Source organism: Mucilaginibacter defluvii (genome assembly GCF_039543225.1).
GTDB lineage: Bacteria > Bacteroidota > Bacteroidia > Sphingobacteriales > Sphingobacteriaceae > Mucilaginibacter > Mucilaginibacter defluvii.
The window spans coordinates 1,684,933-1,699,833 of record NZ_BAABJI010000002.1 but is presented as its reverse complement, the minus strand read 5'-3'; the positions used below and the strand labels follow the sequence as shown (position 1 = coordinate 1,699,833).

Genomic DNA, 14,901 nt, shown 5'->3' with positions numbered 1-14,901 from the left:
TTGTTTTAAAGAGATTGCTTCGTACCTCACAAGGACGCAGCATCAAAACTTACCTCGAACAAATAGCGGAGAGCTGCTTCCTGACGTCTCCAGCGACAGATTTCTCCATCTCCAAAATGACAAGCCTGTTCAATTGTGCAACACAATCAATAAATCAATAATTCAATAAATCAAAGATGATCAATCTCCTGCACGCTCACTGCGCTCACTGAGTTGTTTGAGCACTTCGTCGTTAAACTGCTTTTCGCTTTTGTAGAGTTCGCTAACCTTTTCGGCAGGCATTATTTTCAGGAATTCTTCGTTATAACGTTTGTGAATATTCACCAGTTCGGTTTCGTAATACAGCTCCTTGTTGATCTGTTCCTGGCCGTTAGGCTGTGCGCTTGAATTATTGAGGCGTTTAAGGCGGCGAATATTAACCAACTGCTGCTGATACTGGCGATACAAAGGCCAAAACTTTTTTGATTCGGCAGGGGTAAGGTTAAGCTGCCGCTCAAAGTAATCCTTTTTAGCGTTTGCCAGCTTGGCAAAGCGCGATTGTGTTGCCGCGTTGTTGCTTTTATTTTGCTGATAGCGCAAACCACGCGCGTTATCAGGTACCTGCGCCTTAACAGTTAAGCACAATCCCAGCACAAACAATATGAAAATATATACTTTTCCGGCCAGATTACTCATTATTAAAGTTCAGTATCAATATAGTCCAACAACTCCTTGTCGCTCAGGTTTTCGCTAATGTAAGTTTGCGTTTCACCGGCGTCAAGATTTTGCTCCGCATAACCACGAATCTCATTCAACGGAATATTTGACAAGCGGCTGTGCAGGTATGATTCGCCATGCGGCGTGTTTGCGTTAGCAGCAACCGGCTGCGCGTCTTTCCGTAAAAAGAAGCTAACACCAATGGCAATGGTAACACATGCAGCCGCAGCATACCTGTAAACGCCCGATGTAAGAAACTTACGTACAATACCACGCTGTTTAACAGGTTCCTGTTCAGTCTGCTGCTTATCAGCATCAACGGTTTTGCTTAAAATAGCCGCGTTTAGTTTATCAAAATATCCGGCAGGCACGGCAAAAGGCTCGTCGGCATTTACGGCCTCATCAATAGCAATGCGTGCGGTAATGTTTTGCTGCAGGTTTTCGAAATATCCTTCGGGCACCCCAAATCCTACACTTTCACTGCCGGCCGCTTCTTCAATATTAATACGGCTTTGAATGTTGCCGCTTAATTTATCAAAGTAATTGTCGGGTAAAATAAAACCTGTATTGTCTATATTTACCGCAGCGGCTACGGTAATACGGCTGCTTATATTAGCTTCAAGCTCCTCAAAATAACTTTCGGGAACAGAAAAGCCGGCTTGCCGTAAACTTATATCATCTAAATTTTTAAGGGAAAGAGTGCGTTCGCGAAGGTCATCGAAATAGCCTGCAGGCACTGTAAACGGGTTATTTGCATCAACCTGTTTCAGTGCGGGAAATTCATTCAGCCAATCTCTTGTATCCATATCGCTCTTCATACTCTCATTAGATTAATACTTTAGCAAAAGGTTTAAAGTGATTTTTAAAAAATTATAATTCTGACGATAGGAGGTAAGCTTCTATCTTTTTTACTGCCAGGTGGAAAGACGCTTTAAGCGCTCCAACGCTGGTGCCCAGCACATCAGATATCTCTTCATACTTCATATCGTCAAAATATTTCATGTTAAACACAAGTCTTTGTTTTTCGGGTAAAGTGAGCAAGGCCTGCTGTAATTTCAACTGGGCCTTGTCGCCGTTAAAGTATGTTGAATCGGCCAGTGTATCGGCCAGTTCATAGGCTACATCATCCAGCGGTACATTATTCTTCATTTTCTTTCTGTTCAAAAATGTAATGCACTCGTTGGTGGCAATGCGGTACATCCAGGTGTACAACTGCGCGTCGTTCCTGAAACCCGGTAAGTTCTTCCATATCTTAACGAAAACATCCTGCGTCAGGTCGTCGGCGTCGTCATGGTCAATAACCATACGGCGCACGTGCCAATAAATTTTCTGCTGATACTTTTTAAGTAGCAGATTAAAGGCTTCGTTCCTGGTGCGTTCGTCGCGGAACTTACTTAGTATTTCTTCGTCTTCAGCCTGTGCGGCCATATCAAATCTTTAACCCTAAAATAAAGAACTTAGCTGTTTTGTTTTTTGCGTGCCATTACTTTTTTAGCCGCGGCGATGATGTGCTCAGCATCCAAACCATATTTGGTCATCAGTTGCGCAGGTGTACCGCTTTCGCCAAAGCTGTCATTTACAGCCACATACTCCTGTGGAGTTGGGTTGTTAACAGCCAGTAATTGTGCAATGCTATCGCCTAAGCCACCTAAACGGTTATGCTCTTCGGCAGTTACCACGCAACCTGTTTTTGCTACTGATTTTAAGACAGCCTCAGCATCCAAAGGTTTAATGGTGTGTATGTTGATGATCTCCGCATCAATACCTTCTTCAGCCAGTTTTTCGCCTGCCTGTATGGCTTCCCATACCAGGTGGCCGGTAGCGAAGATTGATACATCAGCGCCCTCGTTAACCATCCATGCTTTACCGATCTCAAATTTCTGATCGGCATCAGTAAAAATAGGCACCACCGGGCGACCGAAACGCAGGTATACCGGGCCATGATGCTCGGCAATAGCGATGGTGGCGGCTTTGGTTTGGTTATAATCGCAAGGATTGATCACCGTCATGCCCGGTAACATTTTCATCAGGCCGATGTCCTCCAGTATCTGATGTGTAGCACCGTCCTCACCAAGGGTTAAACCCGCGTGAGAAGCACAAATTTTAACGTTCTTGTCAGAATAAGCCACCGACTGGCGGATCTGGTCGTAAACGCGGCCGGTTGAAAAGTTAGCGAAGGTACCGGTGAACGGAATTTTACCGCCAATGGTTAAACCTGCTGCCATACCGATCATGTTAGCCTCGGCAATACCTGTTTGGAAAAAGCGCTCAGGGAAAGCTTTTATAAAGTCGGCCATTTTTAATGAGCCTACCAGGTCGGCACAAAGTGCAACCACTTCCGGGTTACGTTTACCGGCTTCAAGCAAACCGTCGCCAAAACCCGAACGCGTATCTTTTTTATCTGTGTAAGTGTATTTTTTCATAACCTCACCTAAACCCTCTCCAAAGGAGAGGACTCTTAATATTTTATTGTGATTGATAATAGATTAAAAACTTATAACTGCAACCGCTACCGCAACTGCACCCCCTTCAGGGGACAGGGGGGCTTAATAATCGCCCAGTGTTTCCTCAAGCTGAGCTAAAGCTGTTGCCAGTTGCTCATCGTTAGGTGCAACACCGTGCCATTTGTGGCTGCCCATCATAAAGTCGACACCGTAACCCATGCCTGTTTTTAGCAGGATGGCGATGGGTTTGCCTTTACCGGTTAAGCTTTTGGCTTTTTCAAGCACGGCAACAACGCTGGCCATATCATTACCATTCGGCTCCTCAAGCACTTCCCAGCCAAAGGCCTCGAATTTTGCTTTCAGGTTACCTAATGACAATACCATTTCGGTAGGGCCGTCAATTTGCTGGCCGTTATAGTCAACAGTAGCAATTAATCTATCTAATTTATTGTGCGGAGCAAACATGGCTGCTTCCCATATTTGGCCTTCCTGTAACTCGCCATCACCGTGCAGGGTGTAAACAATGCTGTCGTCGCCGTTTAAACGTTTAGCCAAAGCAGCGCCGATTGCTACTGAAAGGCCCTGGCCTAATGAACCTGAAGCGATACGTACACCCGGTAAACCCTCGTGGGTAGTTGGGTGGCCCTGCAACCTTGAATTTAGTTTACGGAAGGTGCCTAATTCTGATTTATCAAAGTAACCGGCATGTGCCAGTACGCTATAAAATACCGGTGAAATGTGTCCGTTTGAAAGGAAGAACAGGTCTTCACCCTTAGCATCCATATTGAACGACGGATCGTTATTCATGATGTTAAAATAAAGGGCTACCAAAAAGTCAGTACAGCCCAATGATCCGCCCGGGTGGCCTGACTGGCAGCCATGTACCATGCGCACAATGTCACGACGCACCTGTGATGCGGTTTGTTTTAATTGCTCTATGTTTTGTTTCATTAAATGATAGGTTTTATTGCAATAAATTTAAATTTCGGCTAAAATAAATATTAATCTGATATATAGGTGTTATTTCAACACATCTAATATCTGCTGCGATGAGTTTTTGGTATCTACCTTGTCAATAATCTGATCGATAATACCATCTCCGTTAATTAAAAACGTTTTACGTGCCGTACCCATATATTTTTTGCCGTACATGTTTTTTTCAACCCAAACGCCGTAGGCTTCAACAATCTCCTTGCTTTCATCAGCTATCAGCGTAAAGGGCAGGCTGTATTTGGTTTCAAACTTTTTGTGCGATTTCTCGTCATCCGTGCTCACGCCAATCACCTCAAAGCCCTGGCTAATCAGCGATTGATAGTTATCCCTGAAGCTACAGGCCTCTGCAGTACATCCAGGGGTATCATCTTTCGGATAAAAATAAAGTATCACGTTTTTGCCTTTAAAATCGGCTAATGAAATGGCTTTGCCATTTTGGTCTTTTGCTTCAAAATCAGGCGCTTTGTCGCCAACTGCTAATGTTGCCATATTTTTCTATCGGTAAAAGTTAGCTTTAAATTGCGATGCGTTGTCTTTAGCATCAGTTACTGTCAGTTCAAATGTATGTTTTCCGGGCTTAATATCCTTGTCAAAATAATATCTTAACAATTTGGTCTTGTAGTCGTGCTCAACCAACACCCACTTGCCATCAATTTTGCCGGTGTAGCTTTTAACGCCCGAGAGGTTATCGCTCATGCGCAGGTTAATGCTTTTGACGGCCGATAGGTTGCTGCCCTCGCGAATATTTACCGGCGTAATTACCGGCGGCACCGTATCAATTTTAATATAGTAATCGCCAAAAAAGCGGCATTGGCCTTTAACGTAACCATCCTCAAATTTGCCAATAGCCAGATTACCGGCAGTGTTGATCAGTACGGCTTTATCGGCATTTTGGCCGATGCTGCTGTCGGGTTTTATCCATAAGCTAAAGCTTGAGTGTATAGGCGTAAAGCGGTTATGTATACGATGCGTTTCTGAATAAGTGCCCGGTTTGCGCGGCAAGCGTGCGTAGTTAAAGTCAAGGTTGTCGTACAAATTACCGGGTTCTATAACCACCTTTACTTTATCATTATTAAACTCGTTGGTTTTGTCGTATTGAAACAACGGTCCTTTGGGTACAAAGGGTTTTATCTCGTTTTTTGATGATTTTACATTTACAGTTAGTGTAGATGTATTACCTGCAACATCGCGTACTACGTATTGTACCTCGTGCATGGCATCATCATCAAAATTAATTATACCACGATTCACTGATTGTGGGTATAAAGATATGTTACTGCCCGGCGGCACAAAGCATTTCTGCATCCAGCGGCGCGAGGTTAGGAAGGCCGGGTAATCCAGGTAAGCATTAATGGCCCGGGTTTGATCGAACCCAAAGCGCTCCACCGCAAAGGTGTATACCGTATTGCCATCCAGTTTTAATTCAACCGAGTAGATGCCATTGTGGTTGGGCGATACGCTGTTCATATCATAAGCGGTTAAACCAAAACCGGTTTCGCCGCTTAAGTGTATGGGCTGATTGTTTTTTAAACGGTACTGGCCATTAGCGCCTACCACAGCTAAAAACATATGCGGCGTTTTCTCGCTGAAGGGCGCGCCATCGGCAAAATGGTAAGTGGCAATGGCTTGCAGGGTAGGCGGAACCTTATCAGGTATGGTAAGGCCGAACAACTGCGGATTAATGGTTTCTTCGGTCTTGCTGTCACGCAGTTCAAAGTGCAAGTGCGGCCCGGCTGATGCGCCCGCGTTGCCCGTCCAGGCAAACACTTCACCTTTTTTTAAGGGAAGCTGTAAGGGCAGTAGCTGAAAGTCAACCTCGTAGCTTTGGCGCTGCATTTGGTAATCACGTATCAGTGCCTCGATCTCCGGACTAAACCTTTCCAGGTGCCCGTATACCGAGGTAAAGCCGTTGGGGTGCGTAATATAAACCGCCCGGCCAAAGCCGCCGTATTGTATGCGCAAGCGCGATACAAAGCCATCCAGTATGGCATATATAGGGTAGCCGGTACGCTGGTTGGTTTTAAAATCGAGCCCGGAGTGGAAGTGGTTAGGCCGCAATTCGCCAAAAGACCCTGCAGTACTCGGCGGCAGGTCAAGCGGGTAGCGAAAAATGTCCTTAGGGTAAAAGTTATTTTGTATAATATTTTGTGCAGCGGCGCTGCCGCAAATAAACAGACCGGTTACAAGCAAGCGAAGTTTTTTTAAAGTCATCCGTTATTATTTCACGTAAAAATCAAGCATTTGATCTCCCTCAATAAATCCTTCCAAATGATCGCCTATGGCTACACGGCCCACGCCCTCAGGAGTGCCGGTAAAAATAAGGTCGCCTTTTTTTAGGGTGATGTATTGAGATACAAACGCGATGATACGTTCAAACGAAAAAAGCAGGTTGTTTGTGTTGCCTGCCTGACGATTTTCACCATTTATTTTCAGGCTGAAATTGATGTTGTACAGATCAGCGAACGTATCTTTCGGGAAAAAATTACTGATGGGCGCCGAGCCGTCAAAACTTTTGGCCAGCTCCCAGGGCAAGCCCTTTTCTTTGTGTTTTGATTGAATATCCCGCGCGGTAAAATCAATGCCAAGGCCAATTTCATCGTAATAGTTAGCCGCGAACTTTTCGCTGATGTGTTTGCCTTCCTTGCAGATTTTTAATACCAGTTCGGTTTCATAATGCACATCTTCGCTAAATTCGGGATGGTAAAAGGGTTTGTTATCCTTAAGCAACGCCGTATCAGGCTTCATAAATATAACCGGGGTGGTGGGTACCGGGTTGTTCAGTTCTTTTGCGTGCTCGGCGTAGTTGCGCCCAATGGCAATAATCTTCATAACAGTAAATGTGGTAAAGCGCCAAAGCTAAGTAAATTGTGGTTAATGGTGAGTGGTGAATTGTGAAGATTTGGCGATCAGTTATTGGTGAATACTGATTGTGAAATTTTGAGAGCAGTAAGCAGAATATTAGAAAAAAATGGCTAATGCCCAATGGCTAAAGAACAGAAAGTCTTTTAATAGTCGACTCGGTGCCGGCTATAATTCGAAGGAAGTAAAAGCCGCGGCTAAGTTTGTTGTTGATGATGTAGGTGAATTTCTGATCGCCGGAGCTCACGTGTTGCGAAAAAATAGTAGCAACATCATTACCTAGCATATCCACAATCTTGATGGTTACATTGCTGTTGCGCGATAAGTCATACCTCAAGTTGATCTGATCTGAAACCGGGTTAGGGTAAATCTGTACGTTGCTAAGCAGTTTATCGTCGGGCCGGTTAACGCTAAGCTTTGTTGTTGATACGGTGCCCGGTTTAAGCGGCGGCAGGGTAAAGGGCAAGCCGCTTTTTAAGTACGAAGTTTTGTTCTTTTTTTTAAGGATAAGGCTATCCTGCGAAGCGGAGGTTCCTGCGAAAGCAAAATTCATGGTCACCGCTATTGCGATCACGATAAACCATAAATTATTAAAAGTAAATTTTTGCCTCATACAGTTACACTGCTACAAATGTATAAATTACACCATGCCTATTCAAAAAGTTAGGCTTTATATTTAATATTTAACACTTTTTAACAAAATGCATGTATCATTGTACTGATATATGCATTGACTTATACGGGGTTATTAAGTTTAAGTTTTATGCGTAAAAATTTATAATTTCGCATTTTTTACAAGATAGTGTCAAGTCATAAAGACCTTCAAAAACTCACCATTCCTGGACTGCTTATCAGCCTGGGAATCATCTACGGCGATATCGGTACCTCCCCGCTGTACGTATTTAAAGCCATTGTAGGTGCGCAAGCAATAAACGAGAGTCTTGTATTGGGCGGCGTTTCGTGCATATTCTGGACGCTTACCCTGCAAACCACCGTAAAATATGTATTAATTACCCTGCTGGCCGACAATAAGGGTGAGGGTGGCATATTCTCGCTGTTCTCACTGGTACGCCGTAAAGCAAGGTGGCTCATTGTACCTGCCGTGGTAGGAGGCTGCGCCTTGCTGGCCGATGGTATTATTACCCCGCCTATCACCATATCATCCGCCATTGAGGGGTTGCATACCCGCTTCCCGCAGATGACGCTGCCTACGTATCAAATCGTACTCATCATTATAGCCCTGTTATTTATTATTCAGCAGTTTGGTACCTCACTGGTAGGTAAAGCATTCGGGCCTATTATGTTCCTGTGGTTTACCATGATGGGTGTTTTAGGCATCATGATGGTAGTGCAAATGCCATGGGTGCTTAAAGCGTTAAACCCGTATTACGCCTACGATCTGTTAAGTAATAACCCTAACGCCTTCGTAATCTTAGGCGCGGTTTTCCTGTGTACAACAGGTGCCGAGGCGCTGTATTCCGATCTTGGCCACTGCGGCCGCTCAAACATACGCGTAAGCTGGATATATGTGAAAAGCTGTTTAGTATTAAACTATTTGGGGCAGGCGGTATGGCTTATTAATCATAACGGCGAATATCTGGGTGCTAAAAACCCGTTTTACCTGATCATGCCCGAGGGCTTCCTAATATTCGGTATCGGCCTGGCAACAGTTGCCGCTATTATTGCCAGCCAGGCGCTTATATCCGGCTCATTTACGTTGATAGCCGAGGCTGTGCGGCTCAACCTTTGGCCTAAAGTGCGCATTAACTATCCTACCGATCAAAAAGGGCAGTTATATGTTCCAAGTATCAACTGGATACTTTGTGCGGGCTGTATCATCGTGGTATTGCTGTTTGAAAAATCCGAAAAAATGGAGGCCGCTTACGGTTTAAGTATCACCGTAGCCATGCTGATGACTACCATATTGGTATCCAAATTTTTGCAGCGCCGCAAAGTGCCGGCTTATCTCATCGCTTTATTTTTCGCAGTATACCTGGTAATTGAAGGTACATTTTTGTTAGGTAACCTGGTTAAATTTGTACATGGCGGCTGGTTCACCTTATCCATCGGCTTTATGCTTTTTGTGGTGATGTGGACGTGGCATACTGCTCGTAAGATCAAGAACCGGTATGTTAAATTTATCGAAATAGAGGATTATTTCCAGATCATCAATGAGTTGAGTGACGATGAAACGGTGCCCAAATATGCATCGCAACTTGTTTACCTTACCAGCGCTAACTTTAACTCGGAGGTCGAATCAAAAATTATCTATTCCATACTGCAAAAGCAGCCTAAACGGGCGGATATTTACTGGTTGGTACACGTTGACGTGGTTGATGAGCCGTATACCCGGGAGTATGAGGTTGATTTCCTGGTGCCGGGCAAACTTATCCGTATCGACTTTAAATTAGGTTTCCGTGTGGAGCAGCAGATCAATGTATTGTTTCGCCGGGTGGTTGAGGATCTGGTAAAGAATGGCGAAGTAAATATCACCAGTAAATACAAATCCTTAAGCAAACACAATATCGTTGGTGATTTCCGCTTCGTGGTGATCGAGAAAACATTATCACGCTCGCACAACCTGTCTTTTTATGAGCAGTTGATTATGGATATTTATGTGCAGCTTAAAAAAGCCAGTTTATCCGAAGAACGCGGTTTTGGCCTCGACCTAAGCTTTGTAACGGTTGAAAAAGTACCGCTTATGCTAACCACGCCGGATAATGTGGACATGCGCAGAGTACAATAAACAAAAAGCGGGAGTAATAAGTTACTCCCGCTTTTTGTTTGGACTAAACCAGCTTTAATCTGCTAATTCCATAATCTTGATGTTTTTGAACGCTATTTTACCGCCGTGGGCCTGTAAAGCAATCCTGCCTTTTTTGGCCATACCGTAATCCGGATCGTCTTTCCATTTACCGGTCGTTTTCTTTTTTGTCCACTCCGGCGACCATGCCTCAAACTCCAGTATTTTAGCGCCGTTAAGCCAATGCTCCACGTGCCCTTTGTTAAACACAATTTTGCTGGTATTCCATTCGCCAACCGGTTTTAACTTCTTTTTATCGTTAGGCAAGTGCATAGCGTAATCGCAGCCGGCCTTTTGCCAGTCTTCCAGCTTGCCATCCCAACCCACTTCATCTATTAGCTGGTATTCCGGGCCGGTAGTAAATGTATACGGATATTTGCCATCCTCAACCACGTGGTACATTACGCCGCTGTTGCTGCCTTTGCCTATCTGCCAATCCCAGGTAAGCTCAAAGTTACCGTATTCCTTATCGGTTACAATATCGCCGTTGGTAGCTTCATGTTCGCTGCCAACACAGGTGAGTACGCCGTCTTTGGCTGTCCAGTTGGTGATTGTGCCGGGTTTATTATAGGCATGCCAGCCCTTGAGTGTTTTCCCGTCAAACAGGCTTACCCAATCCTTTTTTGCCGGGGTAACGGTAGTGGGTTTTTCATCGTTGCTTATGGCCACGACAGCTGTACCCAGCAGTCCGGCGGTTAATAACATGGTGATCGATCTTAATTTCATGTTTATGGTGGTTATTGTTTTTTAATGATCTGCATTTTTTCCGGGTTCCAAAGCATTGCACGGTCCTGATGGTAGCTATCGTTACAAAGCAGGGCAGGGGCAGCCGCACGATAACCAAATATAGCATCCTCTACCACCTTTTTGTTCTCGCGTATAGCGGTAAAAAAGTTAACCATGTGGTCATACGGGCCGCCTTTATAGCCCTTCTCGGCGGCGAAGGTCATTTGTTCGGGTGGTAAAATCATCTTACGGCCGGCATTGCCATTGCCTGATTTTCTTAGCTGCTCCAAATAGAAAGGATCGTCAGAGGCGAAGGATTTATTTCTTTTCAGCGTTACGTCATCCCAGGTAACATCCATTGATCCTTCACTACCTACCAGCCTCAGGTAAGTAGTGCCGCTGGTGCCATCCACAAAGTTGCAGCGTAAGGATAGGTTGAAGGCGGGGTGCGCTTCGGCCTTCGGGTAGTCAAAAGTTCCCAATAATACATCGGGTACTTCACGGCCATCGTTCCAATAGCGTAACCCGCCCGAGGCATAAATTTTATTTGGCCCGTAGGAGCCGGTAACAAAGTGCAGGCTACTGAACAGGTGAACAAACAGGTCGCCTGCCATGCCGGTGCCATAATCAGTATAATTTCTCCAGCGGAAAAAGCGTTTCTCGTCAAACGGGCGTTTTTGGGTATTGCTTACATAGGTATCCCAGTCAAGCGTTTGGGCCGACGCATCGGCAGGGAGCGGGTATTGCCACGCCTCGATAGGGTTGCGCCGTGCCCAAAAACCTTCAGCATAATTAAGCTGACCGATAGCGCCGGATGCAAGCAGTTCCTTAGCTTTTTCATTCCCTAATGATGATACGCCCTGGCTGCCTACCATAAACACTTTACCGGTTTCCTTTTGCGCTTTTATAACAGCGGGTCCCTCATCAACCGAGTGCACCATGGGTTTTTCGCAATACACATGCTTGCCCGCATGCATCGCATCTATAGATATTTGCTGGTGCCAATGGTCGGTAGTGCCAATGATCACGGCATCAACATCCTTACGGGTTAATATCTCCTTATAGCTGCGGGTGGTAAACAGGTCGGCACCCCAGCGTGCTTTGGCGTCTTTAAGGCGGGTGTCATACAGGTCACACACGGCAACCAGTTTCACACCCGGTACCTGCAGGGCAACAATGGTATCCTGTGTGCCCATGCCGCCGGCGCCTATCAGGGCTATGTTGATATTATCGTTAGCGCTAAAAAAAGGCTGGCGTTTCAAATAAAAAAACGACTGATTCTTGTCCGCGGCCATGGCAACCGTACCGGCAGCAACAGCGGCGGCGGCAGTACTTAAGGTTTTGATAAATCCCCGGCGGGATGCATGCTTTTTTTCTTCCATATGTAATTTAATTTCAGAATGATCGGCAATAAAATTATAAAGATAAAGCTATTAAAAGTGAACGATAACTATCCATTTTAAGCGGGCAATTAATGCATTTAGGTTAATATATAATAGTGTTCAACCTGTAAACCTGACTATGCCGGTTTTTAAGATAAATTAGGTTTTTTATATTTGATGGCCGGGTTCAATATATAACCGGTAAAATAAATTATCACGATGATGCTAAAAGAACCGGCGGAATTAACAGATCAGGAATTATTGGAGCAGGCTAAAAAAGTGAAAACCACCGCCTTTTTTGATGCCCTTATTTTTGGTATGCTGGCTGGTATAGCCGCTTATGCCTCAGTTAAAAATGGTTTTGGCATATTTACTTTTTTGCCTTTAATATACATACCTATAGCTACGCGAAATAAAGCGAAAGGCCGGGCAATTGAAAACGCGCTGAAAGAAAGAAACCTGAAATAAGCACCGCTAAAGGGAGTTTTCCGGTTGTATGGATATAATATTGTGGCGGCGCAATTAATTTTGTAATGCCTATCTTTACCGCCCACAGGCCATGAGCAAAGTAGTAACTCCATACCAGAACGAGCAGGTTACCAAAAAGGAGCAGGTAGCCGATATGTTTAACAACATATCAAAAACATACGATTTTCTGAACCATTTTATGTCGCTGGGGATTGATATCATCTGGCGTAAAATGGCTATAAATGAGTTAAAGGCAAACAAGCCTAAACATATACTGGATGTGGCTACCGGTACCGGCGATTTCGCTTTCGAGGCGCTATCTATTTTAAAGCCTGAAAAAATTACCGGGGTTGATATTTCAAGGGGTATGCTTGATATCGCGGAGCAGAAAATAGCGAAGCGTAATTTAGGCGATAAATTCTCTGTAAAGCTTGGCGACTCAGAAAAGCTACCTTTTGCCGATAATGAGTTTGATGCCGTAACCGTAGCCTACGGGGTACGCAATTTTGAAAACCTGGAAGCAGGCATGGCCGATATTTTCAGGGTATTGAAACCGGGGGGTAAGGTAGTGGTATTGGAGTTTTCAAAGCCGCGTGCGTTCCCGGTAAAGCAGTTGTACAATTTTTACTTTAAATATATTACACCCGGCATTGGCAAGCTTTTTTCAAAGGATGCGAGGGCTTATTCGTACCTGCCCGAGTCGGTAGCCGCTTTTCCGGACGGAAAGAATTTTACTGCCGTTATGGATAAAGTAGGTTTTAAAAATACCAAAAACCGCGCTTTAACGTTTGGTATAAGTTCAATTTACACGGGCGTTAAATGATAAAAAGCTTATACACATCATTTATATTATTTTTTTGCTTTACCACACTGGCCTTTGGCCAGCGACCGCCCGCATGGGGTGGCGGTGCCGATCTGAACGATTTTAGCTTTGGTTTTTCATTCAGCTATATCAGCAGCTATCTTAAAATAAATAAACAGCCGGATTGGACAACGCCCTTTAATGATCCTGAAACCGGTGCGCCATTAACGGGCAACGCTACCAGCATTAGCTCGCCCAACTCACCGGGCTTTGCCGTGGGTTTTGTAGCGCGCTACAGGCTTACGGATCATCTGGAAGCCCGCGTAACTCCGTCCATCGTATTTGCTGATCGTAAATTGATCTATACGTACAATTCTCCCAATCCGGAAACACAGGTTATCGAGAAGCAGATAAATTCTACCGGGTTTGATGTGCCGCTGCAGCTTAAATTAAAGTCAGACCGTGTTGGCGATCTGCGTGGCTACCTGATAGGCGGCGTTAAATTAAGCCAGATGCTTGGCCGTAAAAACCCGGATGCTGATAAAGGCCTGTTGGAAAAAACGGTAAAAATTGACCGCACCTTTGCCTCGTATGAGGTGGGTCTTGGTTGCGATATCTACTTTGAGTTTTTTAAACTATCTCCCGAAATAAAAATCTCTAACTCGTTCGGCAACATGCTGGTTCCCGAGAATCATCCTGCTTCATACCCGCTTAGCGGCCTGCGCCTGCATACCCTACAGTTTAGCCTTTACTTTGAGTAATAACTAACGGGCATCCTTACGCGCGGGCGACATATTCATCCGCTAAAAAACATAATTTCGCTGCCGATAGTTATATTAATTATGGCAAAAATCGCACTCATAACAGGGGCAACCGCCGGTATCGGCGAGGCCTGCGCCCATGTATTCGCCCGCGAGGGTTACAACCTGATACTTACCGGCCGCCGCCGCGAACGACTGGAAAGCCTGGCATCGGCAATAAACAATCAATATAATGTTGAGGTAGCAATAGCCTCGTTTGATGTACGTAACCGCCAGGCCGTGATTGATAACCTGAACAACCTGCCCGATCAATGGAAAAAGGTGGATGTACTGATTAACAACGCGGGCCTTAGCCAGGGGCTTGACCCCATCCAAAACGGTGATGCAAGCGATTGGGACACCATGATTGATACCAATATAAAAGGTTTGCTATATGCCAGCAGGGTGGTTTCAAACTGGATGATTGAAAATGGTTACGGCCATATCATCAATATCGGCTCAATAGCCGGTAAAGAAGTTTACCCGAACGGTAATGTGTATTGCGCTACCAAACACGCGGTTGATGCGCTTAACAAAGGTATGCGGCTTGACCTGCTGCCGCACGGCATCAAGGTAACGGCGGTACATCCCGGGGCGGTGGAGACCGAGTTTTCTGAAGTGCGTTTTAAAGGTGATAAGGATCGCGCTAAAAAAGTGTACGAAGGTTTTGAGCCGTTGGTAGCACAGGATGTTGCCGAAACCATCTGGTTTGCCGCGTCGCGCCCCGCGCATGTCAACATCAACGAGCTTACCGTAATGCCAACTGCCCAGGCAGGCGCTACGAGTATCTTCAGAAAGAACTTATAAATGTGCAGATATGCTGATGTGCGAACGTGTAGATGATAAATTGTTAATGATAAAATCTATAATTCACTAAATCGTTAATTCAGTAAATCAATATTCATGTGCGTATGGCTGAATTAAAGTT

At 44.9% G+C, this 14,901-nt stretch carries 16 protein-coding genes; 5 read left to right on the top strand and 11 right to left on the bottom strand.

The features are described from left to right. Nucleotides 1-180: 180 nt before the first annotated feature. From ABD960_RS13730 to ABD960_RS13690, 9 genes are all read right to left on the bottom strand, one after another. Complete coding sequence (locus ABD960_RS13730) at nucleotides 181-675, bottom strand: hypothetical protein (protein WP_345331727.1); 495 nt, start codon at nucleotides 673-675, stop codon at nucleotides 181-183. A gap of 2 nt (nucleotides 676-677) precedes the next feature. Next, complete coding sequence (locus ABD960_RS13725; RefSeq protein WP_345331726.1) at nucleotides 678-1,502, bottom strand: hypothetical protein; 825 nt, start codon at nucleotides 1,500-1,502, stop codon at nucleotides 678-680. Nucleotides 1,503-1,566: 64 nt separating this feature from the next. Then, a complete protein-coding gene (locus ABD960_RS13720; protein WP_345331725.1) occupies nucleotides 1,567-2,124 on the bottom strand; it encodes an RNA polymerase sigma factor in 558 nt (185 codons plus the stop codon). Nucleotides 2,125-2,153: 29 nt separating this feature from the next. Beyond that, nucleotides 2,154-3,119, bottom strand: a complete 966-nt coding sequence (locus tag ABD960_RS13715; RefSeq protein WP_345331724.1) for a transketolase family protein — start codon at nucleotides 3,117-3,119, stop codon at nucleotides 2,154-2,156. Between the two features lie 123 nt (nucleotides 3,120-3,242). After that, nucleotides 3,243-4,118 carry a transketolase gene (locus ABD960_RS13710; RefSeq protein WP_345332825.1) on the bottom strand — a complete coding sequence of 292 codons (876 nt, stop codon included), beginning with the start codon at nucleotides 4,116-4,118 and terminating at the stop codon, nucleotides 3,243-3,245. A 42-nt stretch (nucleotides 4,119-4,160) separates the two neighbouring features. Next, on the bottom strand, nucleotides 4,161-4,622 hold the full coding sequence (gene bcp, locus ABD960_RS13705) for a thioredoxin-dependent thiol peroxidase (protein ID WP_345331723.1): 462 nt from the start codon (nucleotides 4,620-4,622) through the stop codon (nucleotides 4,161-4,163). Between the two features lie 6 nt (nucleotides 4,623-4,628). Further along, nucleotides 4,629-6,344 carry a M23 family metallopeptidase gene (locus ABD960_RS13700; RefSeq protein WP_345331722.1) on the bottom strand — a complete coding sequence of 572 codons (1,716 nt, stop codon included), beginning with the start codon at nucleotides 6,342-6,344 and terminating at the stop codon, nucleotides 4,629-4,631. 6 nt (nucleotides 6,345-6,350) lie between these two features. After that, entirely contained in the window at nucleotides 6,351-6,962 is a 612-nt protein-coding gene (locus ABD960_RS13695) for a fumarylacetoacetate hydrolase family protein (protein ID WP_345331721.1), read from the bottom strand. Between the two features lie 157 nt (nucleotides 6,963-7,119). Beyond that, a complete protein-coding gene (locus ABD960_RS13690) occupies nucleotides 7,120-7,605 on the bottom strand; it encodes a T9SS type A sorting domain-containing protein (RefSeq protein WP_345331720.1) in 486 nt (161 codons plus the stop codon). Between the two features lie 189 nt (nucleotides 7,606-7,794). Here ABD960_RS13690 and ABD960_RS13685 point away from each other — a divergent pair, with 189 nt between their 5' ends. Beyond that, complete coding sequence (locus ABD960_RS13685; RefSeq protein ID WP_345331719.1) at nucleotides 7,795-9,738, top strand: KUP/HAK/KT family potassium transporter; 1,944 nt, start codon at nucleotides 7,795-7,797, stop codon at nucleotides 9,736-9,738. Nucleotides 9,739-9,792: 54 nt separating this feature from the next. On the opposite strand, the gene ABD960_RS13680 is transcribed toward ABD960_RS13685, so the two are convergent. Both ABD960_RS13680 and ABD960_RS13675 read right to left on the bottom strand, forming a co-directional pair. Then, nucleotides 9,793-10,521: a 3-keto-disaccharide hydrolase gene (locus tag ABD960_RS13680; RefSeq protein ID WP_345331718.1), complete on the bottom strand. Its 729-nt coding sequence runs from the start codon at nucleotides 10,519-10,521 to the stop codon at nucleotides 9,793-9,795. A gap of 11 nt (nucleotides 10,522-10,532) precedes the next feature. Then, on the bottom strand, nucleotides 10,533-11,903 hold the full coding sequence (locus ABD960_RS13675) for a Gfo/Idh/MocA family protein (protein WP_345331717.1): 1,371 nt from the start codon (nucleotides 11,901-11,903) through the stop codon (nucleotides 10,533-10,535). A 219-nt stretch (nucleotides 11,904-12,122) separates the two neighbouring features. On the opposite strand from ABD960_RS13675, the gene ABD960_RS13670 reads away from it, so the two are divergent. The 4 genes from ABD960_RS13670 to ABD960_RS13655 all read left to right on the top strand — a co-directional run bounded on the left by ABD960_RS13670 (nucleotide 12,123) and on the right by ABD960_RS13655 (nucleotide 14,780). Then, on the top strand, nucleotides 12,123-12,371 hold the full coding sequence (locus tag ABD960_RS13670) for a hypothetical protein (protein WP_345331716.1): 249 nt from the start codon (nucleotides 12,123-12,125) through the stop codon (nucleotides 12,369-12,371). Nucleotides 12,372-12,462: 91 nt separating this feature from the next. Continuing rightward, nucleotides 12,463-13,194, top strand: coding sequence for a bifunctional demethylmenaquinone methyltransferase/2-methoxy-6-polyprenyl-1,4-benzoquinol methylase UbiE (ubiE, locus tag ABD960_RS13665; RefSeq protein WP_345331715.1), 732 nt, complete (start codon nucleotides 12,463-12,465; stop codon nucleotides 13,192-13,194). Continuing rightward, entirely contained in the window at nucleotides 13,191-13,934 is a 744-nt protein-coding gene (porT, locus tag ABD960_RS13660; RefSeq protein ID WP_345331714.1) for a type IX secretion/gliding motility protein PorT/SprT, read from the top strand. The genes ubiE and porT overlap by 4 nt, the downstream gene beginning before the upstream one ends. A gap of 81 nt (nucleotides 13,935-14,015) precedes the next feature. After that, the gene (locus ABD960_RS13655) at nucleotides 14,016-14,780 is read left to right on the top strand and encodes an SDR family oxidoreductase (protein ID WP_345331713.1); all 765 of its coding nucleotides are present in this window, start codon (nucleotides 14,016-14,018) and stop codon (nucleotides 14,778-14,780) included. Nucleotides 14,781-14,901 lie beyond the last annotated feature (121 nt).

Bases quoted from the DNA above. Each gene is read 5' to 3' on its own strand.
- ABD960_RS13730 (WP_345331727.1), bottom strand. From the start codon at position 675: ATGAGTAATCTGGCCGGAAAAGTATATATTTTCATATTGTTTGTGCTG.
- ABD960_RS13725 (WP_345331726.1), bottom strand. From the start codon at position 1,502: ATGGATACAAGAGATTGGCTGAATGAATTTCCCGCACTGAAACAGGTT.
- ABD960_RS13720 (WP_345331725.1), bottom strand. From the start codon at position 2,124: ATGGCCGCACAGGCTGAAGACGAAGAAATACTAAGTAAGTTCCGCGAC.
- ABD960_RS13715 (WP_345331724.1), bottom strand. From the start codon at position 3,119: ATGAAAAAATACACTTACACAGATAAAAAAGATACGCGTTCGGGTTTT.
- bcp (WP_345331723.1), bottom strand. From the start codon at position 4,622: ATGGCAACATTAGCAGTTGGCGACAAAGCGCCTGATTTTGAAGCAAAA.
- ABD960_RS13700 (WP_345331722.1), bottom strand. From the start codon at position 6,344: ATGACTTTAAAAAAACTTCGCTTGCTTGTAACCGGTCTGTTTATTTGC.
- ABD960_RS13695 (WP_345331721.1), bottom strand. From the start codon at position 6,962: ATGAAGATTATTGCCATTGGGCGCAACTACGCCGAGCACGCAAAAGAA.
- ABD960_RS13690 (WP_345331720.1), bottom strand. From the start codon at position 7,605: ATGAGGCAAAAATTTACTTTTAATAATTTATGGTTTATCGTGATCGCA.
- ABD960_RS13680 (WP_345331718.1), bottom strand. From the start codon at position 10,521: ATGAAATTAAGATCGATCACCATGTTATTAACCGCCGGACTGCTGGGT.
- ABD960_RS13675 (WP_345331717.1), bottom strand. From the start codon at position 11,903: ATGGAAGAAAAAAAGCATGCATCCCGCCGGGGATTTATCAAAACCTTA.
- ABD960_RS13670 (WP_345331716.1), top strand. From the start codon at position 12,123: ATGATGCTAAAAGAACCGGCGGAATTAACAGATCAGGAATTATTGGAG.
- ubiE (WP_345331715.1), top strand. From the start codon at position 12,463: ATGAGCAAAGTAGTAACTCCATACCAGAACGAGCAGGTTACCAAAAAG.
- porT (WP_345331714.1), top strand. From the start codon at position 13,191: ATGATAAAAAGCTTATACACATCATTTATATTATTTTTTTGCTTTACC.
- ABD960_RS13655 (WP_345331713.1), top strand. From the start codon at position 14,016: ATGGCAAAAATCGCACTCATAACAGGGGCAACCGCCGGTATCGGCGAG.